Origin of the sequence: Streptomyces sp. NK08204, assembly GCF_020400585.1 — a bacterium.
In the GTDB taxonomy this organism is placed as follows: domain Bacteria; phylum Actinomycetota; class Actinomycetes; order Streptomycetales; family Streptomycetaceae; genus Streptomyces.
This window is the reverse complement of the sequence record NZ_JAINVF010000006.1, coordinates 179,960-192,472: the sequence shown is the minus strand read 5'-3', so window position 1 is coordinate 192,472 and position 12,513 is coordinate 179,960. Positions and strand designations below refer to the sequence as shown.

Annotated in this window: 10 protein-coding genes; 8 read left to right on the top strand and 2 right to left on the bottom strand. The window is 72.0% G+C overall.

The features are described 5' to 3' along the window. The first annotated feature begins 97 nt into the window (after positions 1-97). From K7G59_RS12520 to K7G59_RS12505, 4 genes are read left to right on the top strand one after another with little or no spacing between them, the layout of a single operon-like run. A complete protein-coding gene (locus K7G59_RS12520; RefSeq protein WP_225833482.1) occupies positions 98-1,180 on the top strand; it encodes a hypothetical protein in 1,083 nt (360 codons plus the stop codon). Then, positions 1,177-2,364, top strand: a complete 1,188-nt coding sequence (locus K7G59_RS12515) for a toxic anion resistance protein (protein ID WP_225833480.1) — start codon at positions 1,177-1,179, stop codon at positions 2,362-2,364. The genes K7G59_RS12520 and K7G59_RS12515 overlap by 4 nt, the downstream gene beginning before the upstream one ends. Beyond that, positions 2,361-3,896 carry a substrate-binding and VWA domain-containing protein gene (locus K7G59_RS12510; RefSeq protein WP_225833478.1) on the top strand — a complete coding sequence of 512 codons (1,536 nt, stop codon included), beginning with the start codon at positions 2,361-2,363 and terminating at the stop codon, positions 3,894-3,896. The genes K7G59_RS12515 and K7G59_RS12510 overlap by 4 nt, the downstream gene beginning before the upstream one ends. Positions 3,897-3,900: 4 nt before the next feature. Beyond that, positions 3,901-4,485: a hypothetical protein gene (locus K7G59_RS12505; RefSeq protein WP_374114220.1), complete on the top strand. Its 585-nt coding sequence runs from the start codon at positions 3,901-3,903 to the stop codon at positions 4,483-4,485. A gap of 233 nt (positions 4,486-4,718) precedes the next feature. Here the strand turns inward: K7G59_RS12505 and K7G59_RS12500 are convergent, their stop codons facing one another. Beyond that, complete coding sequence (locus tag K7G59_RS12500) at positions 4,719-5,621, bottom strand: DMT family transporter (RefSeq protein WP_225833474.1); 903 nt, start codon at positions 5,619-5,621, stop codon at positions 4,719-4,721. A 465-nt stretch (positions 5,622-6,086) separates the two neighbouring features. Here K7G59_RS12500 and K7G59_RS12495 point away from each other — a divergent pair, with 465 nt between their 5' ends. Beyond that, on the top strand, positions 6,087-6,893 hold the full coding sequence (locus K7G59_RS12495) for an SDR family NAD(P)-dependent oxidoreductase (RefSeq protein ID WP_374114215.1): 807 nt from the start codon (positions 6,087-6,089) through the stop codon (positions 6,891-6,893). 65 nt (positions 6,894-6,958) lie between these two features. Further along, entirely contained in the window at positions 6,959-7,738 is a 780-nt protein-coding gene (locus tag K7G59_RS12490) for a polysaccharide deacetylase family protein (protein ID WP_225833472.1), read from the top strand. Positions 7,739-7,846: 108 nt separating this feature from the next. Here K7G59_RS12490 and K7G59_RS12485 read toward each other — a convergent pair whose 3' ends face one another. After that, positions 7,847-8,905, bottom strand: a complete 1,059-nt coding sequence (locus K7G59_RS12485; RefSeq protein ID WP_225833793.1) for a galactosyldiacylglycerol synthase — start codon at positions 8,903-8,905, stop codon at positions 7,847-7,849. Positions 8,906-9,252: 347 nt separating this feature from the next. Between K7G59_RS12485 and K7G59_RS12480 the strand changes: the two genes are divergently transcribed. After that, complete coding sequence (locus K7G59_RS12480) at positions 9,253-10,164, top strand: DMT family transporter (RefSeq protein WP_225833469.1); 912 nt, start codon at positions 9,253-9,255, stop codon at positions 10,162-10,164. Positions 10,165-11,107: 943 nt separating this feature from the next. Beyond that, positions 11,108-12,490: an MFS transporter gene (locus tag K7G59_RS12475; RefSeq protein ID WP_225833467.1), complete on the top strand. Its 1,383-nt coding sequence runs from the start codon at positions 11,108-11,110 to the stop codon at positions 12,488-12,490. Positions 12,491-12,513: the final 23 nt, after the last annotated feature.

Below are 12,513 nucleotides of genomic sequence, written 5' to 3'. Positions count from 1 at the left end.
CTCCCCTTGCCGGCGTTGCAGTACCGAAGCCGGTGCGCCACGTTCCGTTCACCGACCGCCTCGGGGAATGTCCGATTCCGTGTGCATGATCAGCGGCGTGAGACGTATCGCGGGAATGGTCCTCGCGGTCCTGCTGATCGGCGGCGTGGTGGCGGCTGTCGTGGCGGGGCGGCACGGTGAGGACAAGGGCACGGCAACGAAGACCGTGCGAGGAGTGATCGGGTCGGAGAAGGCCGACTTCTTCGCCGATCCGGACGTGGTGAAGGCCCTCGCCGCCAAGGGCTACACCGTGAAGACGGAGGCGTCGGGGTCCTGGGCCATGGAAGACATGGACCTCAAGGGGTACGACTTCGCCTTCCCCTCCAGCAAGGCACCCGCCGACCAGCTGGCCTCGAAGTACCACGTGCAGGAGCCCCTGCCCCGGCCGTTCTACTCGCCGCTCGTGGTGGTGGCCCACCGCAGCGCGGCCGAGGTACTCGCTGCGGGCGGGCTGGCCGTCCTGGACGGCAAGAGCCGCGGCACCCTGAAGATGGGCGCCTATCTGGACGCCGCTCGCCACAACCGCACCTGGCAGCAGCTCGACGGAGCCTCCCGTCACGGGGAGTTGACCGGCACCCTCTACGTCGCGAGCACCGACCCGGAGTCCTCCAACTCGGGCGCCCTGTACCTCGCCGCCGCCTCTTACGTCGCCAACGGCGGCAAGGTGGTCGCGGGCAAGGCCGACATCGACCGCACCGCGCCCCTGCTGCACCAGCTGGTCAGCGTTCAGGGCGCCCAGCAGTCCAGCTCGGACGCGGTCTTCCGGGACTTCATCAGCGGCGCCGGGAACCCTCTGGTGCTGGTGTACGAGTCCCAGGTCGCCTCGCTGCTCGCCGAACAGCACGGGGCCGGTGCGGAGGACCTGGTGGTCCTGTACCCGGACACCACGGTCAACAGCGACCACACGGTCGTGGCGCTCGACGCGAACGGTCGCGCGCTCGGTGAACTGCTCAGCACCGACCCCGCCCTGCGCAGGCTCGCCGCCCGACACGGATTCCGGCCGCAGGGCGACGCCGCCGAGTTCGTCGCGGCCACCGCGGCACACGCCGCCTACCTCAACCAGAAGCTGACCGGCGTCCGGCAGGCGCCCGTGCCCACCTCCGCGGTGCTGCACGACATGGCCCGCCGGGCACGCGGATGACGGGGGATTGTCACGTGCCCATCAACGAAAGCGAGTTCACCCTCACTCCGCCCGAGGCCGTCACACCCGTGCCGCGGGAGAGAGCCGGCGGGCTGGTGCCCGTTCAGGACGATGTGCGGGCCGACATGGCGCGCAAGGCCGCCGCCTACGTCGAGGGGCTCGCCTCGCTCGACGCCCGCTCGCCCGAGTTCGCGGGCAAGGTCGGGGAGATCACCGGCCTCGGCGCCGGGGACATGCGCACTGCCGCCGCCCAGTCCAACCGGATGCTGGAACGGGCCGTACGCAGCCTGCCCGACAAGGGCGAGGACGCCTCGGCGAAGGTCGCCGGCTCCCTCGTCGAACTCCGGCGTGTGGTCGAGGACCTCGACCCACGTGACCTGCCCACGAGCAAGGCCCGCAAGTTCCTCGCCAAGCTGCCCGGCGGCAACAGACTGCGCGACCACGTCGCCAGGTACGCCTCGTCCCAGTCCACGCTGAACAGGATCGTCGGCTCGCTGCGCGGCGGGCAGGACGAACTGCGGCGGGACAACGCCGCGTTGCAGACCGAGCGGGTGCGGCTGTGGGAGACCATGGGCAAGCTCCAGGAGTACGTCGTCCTCACCGAGGCCCTGGACACGGCCGTCGAGGAGCACATCGCCCAGGTCACGGACCCCCAGCAGGCCGACAGCCTGCGCGCCGACGTCCTCTTCCCGGTGCGGCAGAAGCACCAGGACCTGCTCACCCAGCTCGCGGTGTGCGCACAGGGCTATCTCGCGATGGACGTCGTTCGCCGTAACAACGACGAGCTGATCAAAGGCGTCGACCGGGCCGCCACGACCACCGTCTCGGCCCTGCGTATCTCCGTGATGCTGGCCTCCGCGCTCGACAACCAGAAGAAGGTGGTCGAGCAGGTCAACGCCCTGCGTGGCACGACCGAGGACCTCATCCGGGCCAACTCGGACATGCTCGCCACGCAGAGCGGGGAGATCCAGCGCATCGCCGCCGACCCCGCCGTCGGCGTGGAGACGCTGCGCTCGGCGTTCCAGCAGATCTACCGCACTCTGGACGCCATCGACACCTACAAGGTGCAGGCGACCGAGGTGATGGCCTCCACCGTTCAGTCGCTGACGGACGAGCTGCACAGCGCGAGTGTGCACCTGGAGCGCAGCCGTTCGCAGGGCGCGCTGGAAGGCGGACTCGGATGAGAAGACGCGCACTGGCCCTGCTGACGGTCACGGCCGCGCTGCTGACCGCCTGCACGGCGCAGGAGCACACCGACGATTCGACGGCCCCGAAGGCCGGCACCCTCCGGGTCCTCGCCTCCAGCGAACTCAGTGACATGACCGCCGTGCTCGACCAGGTCCGCAAGGACACCGGCGTCACCGTCCGGCCCACCTACATGGGCACCCTGGACGCCGTCGACCTGATCGCCCGGACCAGGTCCGCCGGGGCGTACGACGCGCTGTGGCTGTCCTCGGACGACTATCTGCGGCTGCGGCCCGACGCGGCGAAGAAGGTGCTCTCGGAAACGCCTGTCATGTCCAGCCCGGTCGCCATCGGCGTCAGGCCGGCCACCGTCCGGGCCCTGGGCTGGAAGCCCCAGCAGGTCACCTGGTCGCAGATCGAGCAGGCGGTGCAGGACGGCAAGCTGACCTACGGCATGACCGATCCGGCCCGCTCCAACTCCGGTTTCTCCACCCTCGTGTCGGTCGCCTCCGCCCTGTCCGGCGCACAGTCGGCGCTGACCGACGCGGATGTCGCCAAGGCGACACCCCGGTTGAAGGAGTTCTTCAAGGGGCAGAAGCTGACGTCGGGTTCGTCGGGCTGGCTGGCGGCGGCGTACGAGCGACGCAGCACGGTCGACGCACTGCTCAACTACGAGTCCGTCCTCAAGGGCATCCCGGGTCTGACGGTGATCCGTCCCCGTGACGGCGTCGTCACCGCCGACTATCCGTTCTCCTCGCTGACCGCCACCGGCGCCCGCACCCGGGAGGACGTCCGCAAGGTGACGCAGGACCTGCGCACCCCCGCCGTGCAGCGGCTCATCACCAAGACGACCCACCGCCGGCCGGTGGTCGCCTCCGTGCCGCCCGCGTCCGGCCTGGACACCAGCCGTCGACGCGAACTTCCCTTCCCCGGCAGCCGGTCCGTCGCCGACGGGCTCCTCGACTCGTACGAGAACGAGCTGCGCCGCCCCTCCCGAACCGTGTACGTCCTCGACACCTCCGGCTCGATGGAGGGCGGGCGGCTGGATGCCCTGAAGAAGGCGCTGACCGATCTCACCGGCGACTTCCGCGACCGCGAAGAGGTCACGCTGATGCCGTTCGGCTCGGACGTGAAGAGCGTACGGACGCACGTCGTGGGCCCGCAGAACCCCAAGGCCGGCCTGGACGCCATCCGGCGGGACACCGAGGCTCTCGAAGCCGACGGAGGCACCGCGATCTACACCTCGCTGGAGAAGGCCTACGACCATCTCGGCACCGGCCGCGACACCTTCACCTCGATCGTGCTGATGACCGACGGCGAGAACACCAGCGGCGTGAAGGCCGGGGACTTCGACGCCTTCTACCGCCGGCTCACCGGCACCCGGCGGGACACCCCCGTCTTCCCGATCCTCTTCGGCGACTCCGACCGCGCGGAGCTGTCACACATCGCCGACCTGACCGGAGGCCGCCTCTTCGACGCCCGGCACGGCTCGCTGGACGGCGCCTTCAAGGAGATCCGTGGCTACCAGTAAGGTCATCGGCTGGCTGGAGTCCCGCAAGAACCTCACCGGCAGCGCCTGCGGGCTGCTCGGCCTGGTGCTGACCTTCACCGGGGTCGCGGGCCCGTACTGGCCGGTCGTGGTCGCGGGCCTGTACGGCGCCGGCGCTCTGATCGCCCCGCCGGAGCGGCCGGCCCTGCCCGACTTCCCGAGCCCGTCGGCACAACTGGACGCGGTGCGCGCCGACTTCGAGAAGCTCGGCGGCTATCTGGCAGGCATCGACCTGCCGCCCGTCCCCGCCGCCGAGCTCACCGAACTGACCGGCCTGCTCGCCGCGTTGCTGGAACCGGGCTGGGTCGCCGAGGCACTCGCCCGGGACCCGGAGGGCGTGCACGCCGTCTCACGGGCGGTACGCCAGGACGTTCCCGAGGCCGTGGACGCCTTCATACGGACCCGCTGGTGGACCCGCCTCACCCCGGGCACGGAACCCCCGGAACGGCACCTGGAGCGCCAGCTGGGGCTGCTGCGCGAGGAAGCCGGTCGCCTGGCCTCGGCCCTGCGGGACGCCGAGGCGCGCCGGCAGGAGTCGCACACGCGGTACTTGGAGGACCGCGGCAAGTGACCGGCCGGCCCCCAGCAGGCGAGATGCCGGCCGGATCCGGCGTCGTGACGGGGCTGCGGACAGCGTCTGCGGACGTCGCCCGGGGCCTTCGGGCAGCTGTCCGTGCCGTGGCCGCCGTGCACCGTGTCATCGCCGTGGCTCGCGCCGACGGCTGACATCACGTCGTTGCATCAGGTGCCGGTTACGCCGTGGCTGCCGCTGGTGCCGGAGCAGGTGAGACCGGACCGGAGATGTCACGGCCGATGCCGGGGGCGGTGCGCGTGGTGATGGACCGGGGGCTCGGGGCGCCGTTCACCGGTCGGCATGACAGGGTGTCGTCCGAGGACGAAGAGGCCACCGACCACCGCGACCACTCCGGCCGCCTGCCAGGCCAGTGCGCCCGGGGTCGTGCGCAGTTCGTCGTGGAGGAAGCCGATACCACAGGCGATGCCGCTCAGGGGTTCGGCGGCGCTCAGCGCAGGCAGGGACAGACGCAACGGCCCGGCCTCGAAGGCACTCTGCACCAGCAGCAGACCCACCACCGCCAGCGCCACGACGGCCCAGGGCTCCCAGGACACGAGCAGTCCGGTGATTCCCCTGGCGCCGATGATGCCGCCGCAGACCCGGGTGAGTGCGTCCTGGAGGCCGTAGAGGGTGCCGGCCGCGGCGGCCAGGAGTGGCGGCCGGTGCAGGAGGCGCAGGTGCTGGGCGATGGCGACGAGGATTCCGGCCAGCGCCAGCACGCAGCCGATCACGAGCCAGTGCCGCAGCGCGCCGACCTGACCCTGACCGCTGTGCGGCCGCCCGGCCAGGATGACGGACGCCACCCCGCCGCTGAGAGCCAGTGCTCCCAGCCATCCGGACCAGCCCAGCGGCTGGTCACCCATCCACCGGGCGAGCGCCATCGCGAAGAGCAGGTTCGTGGTGAGCAACGGCTCCACCTGCCCCAGGTTGCCGTGCGTCAGTGCGAGTGCCCCAAGGATCTGGCCCATGACCATGCAGCCGATGCCTGCCAGCCACAGCGGCACCCGCACGAGGTCCAGCAGCAGCCGGAACGACAGCATCAAGGACAGCGGTTCACGTTCGGCGGCATGCTGCTGGAGCACGAAGCCGAAACCCAGCAGGCACGCGGCGGGAAGGCTGTAGAGGTAGACCACGGCGTTTCATCCTCCTGCCCTGCCCGGTCGCAGACGTCACGACGGCCCAAGCCCGGCCGGGATCGTTCCGCAAAGACACACGTGCGGCCTATCGCCGGGCAGACATCACCGTCCGGCCGGCCCACAGCGGCACAGCTGACCAGCGGGCGGTCATCCGGTCCGTTCGGTGCGGGCCAGCCCAGCAGCGCCGGAGCCGGGACAGCCGCCCGCTCACGCGACTCGACCACGAACCGTGGTGCGCCAGGCCGGACACCGATCGCAGCGGCCCGCCTGGGCGAAGAGACCGCCGACGGGTCGTCTGCGTGGTCGACGGGAAGGTTTGAAATCAGCGGACTCGGGCTACCCCTCGATGGTCGTTGCCTTCGTCGGAGACACGGATGCGCGGGGGTGGACGGGGCGGTCAACGTGCACTCGCGGGTGGTCCACAGGCCGGGCGCCGTCCCGCCCACCACTCAGGAGGTCAGCTTGGGACGCGCCACGGCGGATCCGCACACGGCCTCGCCCTCTCCCCTGTCGGGCACCGCGCCCGCCACCGGCGTGGCGCTCGTGACGGGTGCCTCCTCGGGGATCGGGGCGGCTGTCGCGCGGGCCCTGGCGAAGGAGCGGTGGACACTGCTGGTCTCCGGACGTGACCGTGCCCGGCTGGACATGGTGGCGCGCGAGACGTCCGGCGTTGCGATTCCCTGCGACCTCGCCGACACCGACGGCGCCCGACATCTGGTCAGCCGGGCCCTTCGGCAGGCGCCGGGCATCGATCTGCTCGTCGCCGCGGCCGGAGTGGGCTGGGCCGGGCCGTTCACCTCCATGCCCGTCAGCGAGCTGGACCGGGTGCTCACCGTGGACCTTGCCTCAGTGGTACGTCTGGTCCGGCAGGTCCTGCCGCACATGGTGGCGCGGCGCCGGGGCCGGCTGGTGCTGATCGGCTCGATCGCCGGGTGCGTCGGTGTGCGGGAGGAAGCGGTGTACTCCGCGGCGAAAGCCGGACTCGGCACCTTCGCCGACGCGCTGCGCTACGAGCTGGACGGCACCGGCGTCGCACTGTCTCATGTCGTGCCGGGTGTGGTGGACACCCCCTTCTTCGCCCGGAGAGGGACGCCCTACACCCGCACCCGCCCGCGTCCGATCCCCCCTGAACGGGTGGCCGCAGCAGTCGTCGAGGCGGTGCGCCGGGATCGCCACGAGGTGTTCGTGCCCGGCTGGCTCCGCGTACCCGCGGTGGTTCGCGCCCTCGCGCCCACGTCGTACAAGCGCTTGGCGGCTCGGTTCGGGTGAGCGGCACGGCAGCGAGCCGCGGCGGAGCCACAGGCGGAGCGGACCGGGTTCGAAGGGAGAAGAGCATGCGGGGTGGCATCGGTGTGGGCAGGCTGTTCACCGCGGCCGCGGCCGTCGCCCCGGCACTGGTCGCTGCGGCCCACATCGTGCCGGCCGGGACCTGGCTCTCCGGTCCGCGGCGGGCCTGGCTGCCGGCCCTGGCGGGCATCGGCAGCAGCGACCACGTGGCGCTCACGTTCGACGACGGGCCTGATCCGCGCTCGACCCCCGCTTTCCTGGCCGCGCTGGACGAGCTGGCGGTCCGAGCCACGTTCTTCGTGCTCGGGGAGCAGGTGCTGCGGCACCGGCGGCTGACCCACGACATCGTCCGGCGCGGTCACGAACTCGCCGTCCACGGCTGGACGCACGATCGGCCCTGGCGTCCGGCGCCGGTCAGGGAGGCCCGGCGGCTGGCGCGGACCGCGCGTGCGGTGGCGGAGGTGTCCGGTGTCGCCCCCACCTGGTACCGGCCCCCGTACGGCGTTCTGACCGGCGACCGGCTGCTGGCCGCGCGCCGCATCGGGCTGCGTCCGGTCCTGTGGACGGCCTGGGGCCGCGACTGGACCGCTCACGCCACCGCAGAGTCCGTGGTGGCGAGCGTCCTGCGGGAACTGCGGGGCGGCGGCACGGTGGTATTGCACGACACCGATCGCCACGCGGCACCGGGCTGCTGGCGTGCGGCGCTGGCCGCGCTGCCCTGTCTGGTGGACGCCTGCCGGGCGGCGGGTCTGACAGTCGGGTCGCTCGGCGACCACGGCGTCGGGGGGAGGCCGGCCCCTGGCGTCAGGGCGGAGCGGCCGGTGTGAGACAGGTGCGCGGCCGGGCACCGCCGCCGTCCGTTGTCCGGCACGCGGCAGGGCCGCGCAGATCCGGTGGGCAGCGGTCCGCCATCGGCGGGCGCGGCCGGCGGGCCGTCAGCGTCTTCGGGCGGCCAGCCGTTCCAGGTGAGGTACGACGTCGCCCTGGAAGAAGGGGCGGTCGGCGGCGAGCCGGCGGCCGGGTACCGGGCCGCCCCAGGCGAGGCGGTCCAAACACTGCACCAACTGCCACGAGTCCGAGGCGTGCTCGGTCAGACCGAGCACCGCCATCCGCCGTACCCCCTCCACGCCGTGCCCGGGAATCGGACGGTATCCGACGACCGGGACACCGACGGCGAGCGCCTCGAGCGCCGTCTGTCCCGCGGCGTTGTCCACCAGTGCGGAGCTGGCTGCGATCAGGCCCGGCATGTCCTCCACCCAGCCCATGGCGAGCGTCCCGGGCACCTTCGACAGCAGGCGGCGCAGCCGCTCGTTACGCCCGCACAGGGCGACCGGCAGGTAGCCGGCACCGGACAGCAGCCGGGCCGTCGCCCCGAGTCGGCTTCCGACCCCCCACGCACCCGTGGACAGCAGCACCGGCGGGCGCTCGTCACCGGAGGCGAGCCGCTGCCGCCAGTACGCCTCGCCGGCCGGGTGGGGGCGGAAGCGGTCCGGCAGCAGCGGACCGCATGCGGCGGTGGGGCGTCCCAGACTGCGCCGCACCTCCCGGGCGATCTCCGGGGTGAGGCACAGGTTGAGGTCGTTACCCCGGTGCAGCCACTGCCGGTGGACGGCGAAGTCCGTGATGACCACCGCGCTGGGCACCGCGAGCCGCCCATGGGCCCGCATGCGCCCGGTCAGCTGGGCGGCGAGGTGGAAGACTGCAACGACCGCGTCGGCGCGCTCGTTCGCCACCTTGGCCCGCAACCGGTCCTCTGCCAGCGCCGCGAGCGGCGCACTGCCCGGCCGCGGACCATCACCGGCGCGGAAGAAGGCGGCGTAGATGCCCGCGTACAGCAGGGGGACGTGCCGGACCGCCGAGCGGTAGAAGCTGCGCAGCCCGGCCCCGATGCCGACGGGCAGCATGTCCAGCACGTCCGCGTGCACCGCCTCGTGCCCTGACCGGCGCAGGCGCCGGGCCAGCTCACCGGCCACCATGTCGTGGCCCGACCCCATGCTCGCGCTGATCACCAGCAGGCGGCTCACGGAAGCAGCCGCACCGGCACAGCTGCGGCACCGCGCCCGGACACGAGCGCGTGCGGGGCTGGACAACAAGCCAGGAGGTACGGGCACATATAGGGCATGATTACGGCGCATCGAGCAGTGAGCAACAGGTGTCCGCCGCACGGGTCGGCACGGGCGCCGACCCGTGTCCACCTGCCGGCCCCAGCCGACACGGGAGGTTTTGAACGCGCCTACGGTGGATACGTCTTGTTCGCCCGGTCCGTCTCCGCCTGCCGCCGCCCGCCCACGGAGTGCTCGATGGCCGTCGGCCGGATCTTCCTGCACGACCACGTATCCGCATGAACGTGCTCACCGTCGCCATGGCCCTGCTGTCCGCGCTGTCCAACGCGGCGGCGTCCGTCCTGCAGCGCCGGGCTGCCGTGGAGCCGGACGAGGTCACCGGCCGCGGCGCCAGAGCGGTGGTGGCCCGCCTCGCCGGACTCCTGCGCCGTCCGTACTGGTGGGCCGGAGCGACGGCGATGGTGCTGTCCGCGGTCTTCCAGGTCGTCGCCCTGGACGCCGGACAGCTTTCGGTGGTCCAGCCCCTGCTGGCCACCGAACTGCTGTTCGCCCTGCTCGTCGGCGCGGCGGTGTTCCGCCGCCGTCCCGGCGCCGGGACGTGGCGGTCCTTCGTGATGCTCGCCGGCGGGCTGGCCGTCTTCCTGCTCAGCGCGTCCCCGTCACCCGGCGGTGACCGGGCCGACGACTGGCGCTGGCTCGCCGTCGGCGGCGGGCTGACAGGCTGTGTCGCCGTCCTGCTGGCCGCGGCCCGGCGTCTGCGTGGCCCGCTGCAGGCGGCCACGCTCGGGACCGCGACCGCCGCCTGCTTCGCGGTCACCGCCGCGCTCATCAAGGAAGTGACCGCACGGTTCCCGGAAGGACCCGCCGCGGTCCTCACCACCTGGCACACGTACGCCGGCGCCGCCACCGGCCTGCTGAGCGTGCTGCTGCTCCAGTGGACACTGCAAGCGGGCACCCTGGCCGCCTCCCAGCCTGCCCTGACCTTGGGAGACGCCCTGATCAGCGTGACCCTCGGCGGCCTGCTGTTCGGTGAGAGCATCGCGCTGGGCTGGCACATGCTGCCGGAGGCCGCGGGCGTCGGCCTCATGGCGGCGGGCATCATCGGCCTCACCCGATCGCCCGTGGTGGCCGCAGGCGGCAGCTGGGACGAGGCAGAACCGGGATCGCCAGAGGTCCACCGTGACACATGAGCCGTGCCCTGCGGGCGGTGGTGGACAGGGAGCCGGAACGGAAGCACAGGCAGACGGGCTTGTCGCCCTGGGCGTGGTGAACCCGCTGCGCGGCCGGCCCAGGCTGCCCATGGCCGCCATGCGCCTCATCACGCCGGGTTGCACATCCACTGGAACAACGCCGGACGCCCCACCCCACGCCACCGCGATGCCGATGACCCTGTTCACCCGCAGTCCCGGCCTCGTCCACGCCGCCATCACGTACCTGCCCCCGGTGTGGCGTCACCTCGACGCCTGCATCGCCGGCCGCACCGGCGTGGCCGGGATCATGCCACTCCGTTGGCGCGCACGACCTCGCCGACCCCGGAGAGCATCGACGCCTCCGGCTGGCCCAGGAGTACGGCAAGCAGCCGTTCCTGAAGCGATACACGCCCTGAAGTCCGCGCCGGGTGAGCGGGCCGCGGCTTCGTCGGCCACGACGCGGACGAGTGCCCTGACATGATCCTCGACGGGTCAGGCCCTCCCGCCCGCCAAGGACCGTCCGCGCCGGCCGCGCTGGGTGATACCGGCCCTCCGCAGCCGGCTCGACGAGCGAGTGCGACCGAAGCAGGGCCGTCCCTGGGCCTCCCCACGTCAGATGGACCGCACTCCCGTGATCCCGGTGAGGGCCGGTTCTCGGACCATGCGGCACGTGAACACGCAGCGACGGCCGCGGCACCGAGAACTCATAAAGCCTCTGACTCCCGAGCCAGCCACCCCACATCGTGCCCGGATAGCGCACATCAGACCGTTTCCTCCGCATCCTCATTGAAGCCATCGCGGGGCCCCTGCACTACCACCATGGTGAGCGCACGCACTCCCACGCCCAGAACTATGGTGTCCCACCACATACGCCTCTGACCTGCACGTTCCTACGGTGTGGCGACACGCAAACGTCCCCGTCGAACGCCAGGAAGTGGTGCCGATGTCCTCCCCCGCGACCGCTCCACCAGCCCCCTCGAACCTCCCCCGCATCGTCGCCGCCAGCCTCATCGGCACCACCATCGAGTGGTACGACTTCTTCCTGTACGGCTCCGCCGCCGCGCTGGTGTTCAACAAGCTGTTCTTTCCGGACTCCGATCCGCTGGTCGGCACGCTGCTGTCGTTTCTGACCTATGCCGTCGGGTTCGCGGCCCGGCCGATCGGGGCGCTGGTCTTCGGCCACTACGGCGACCGGTTGGGGCGCAAGAGGCTGCTGGTGCTGAGCCTGGTGCTCATGGGCGGGGCGACCTTCGCCATCGGGCTGCTGCCCACGCACGCGACCGTCGGCAGCGCCGCGCCCGTACTGCTCACCACGCTGCGGCTGGTTCAGGGTTTCGCGCTGGGCGGTGAGTGGGGCGGTGCCGTGCTGCTGGTGTCCGAGCACGGGGATGCGCGCCGACGGGGCTTTTGGGCCTCGTGGCCGCAGACCGGGGCGCCCGCCGGGCAGTTGCTCGCCACCGGTGTGCTCTCGCTGCTCACCGCGGTTCTCTCGGACGACGCGTTCGACAGCTGGGGCTGGCGGATCCCGTTCCTGCTCTCCGGTGTGCTCGTGATGGTCGGTCTGTGGATTCGTCTGTCTGTCGATGAGTCGCCGGTCTTCAAGGAGGCCTTGGAGCGTGCCCGGTCCCGGCAGGCGGACGGTGAAACGGAGAAGCTGCCGCTCGTCTCCGTGCTGCGGCACCACTGGCGGGACGTGCTGGTCGCGATGGGCGCGCGTATGGCGGAGAACATCAGCTACTACGTCATCACCGCCTTCATCCTCGTCTACGCCACCGACTCGGCCGACGTCTCCAAGCAGACCGCCCTCAACGCCGTACTCATCGGCTCCGCCGTGCACTTCGCCGTGATCCCGGCCTGGGGCGCGCTCTCCGACCGGGTCGGGCGCCGGCCCGTGTACCTGCTCGGCGCGGCCGGCGTCGGCCTGTGGATGTTCCCGTTCTTCTCGCTCGTGGACACCGGCAGGTTCGGGTACCTGGTGCTTGCGGTGACCGTCGGGCTGGTGCTGCACGGTGCGATGTACGCGCCGCAGGCCGCGTTCTTCGCCGAGATGTTCGCCACGCGCATGCGGTACTCGGGCGCCTCCATCGGCGCCCAGTTCGCCTCCGTGGCCGCGGGCGCGCCGGCCCCGCTGATCGCCACCGCGCTGCTCGCCGACTACGACAGCTCCACGCCGATCGCCCTGTACGTGATCGCCGCGGCGGTGCTGACTCTGGTCGCCGTGGGCGTGGCCCGGGAGACGCGGCACCGGGACCTCGCGGAGACGGCGGCCGGTGAGGGAGAGGACGACACGGCGGACACTCCGGCGGCCGGGGCTCGGACCGCCTGACCGGCGGCCCCACCCTCCTCCCC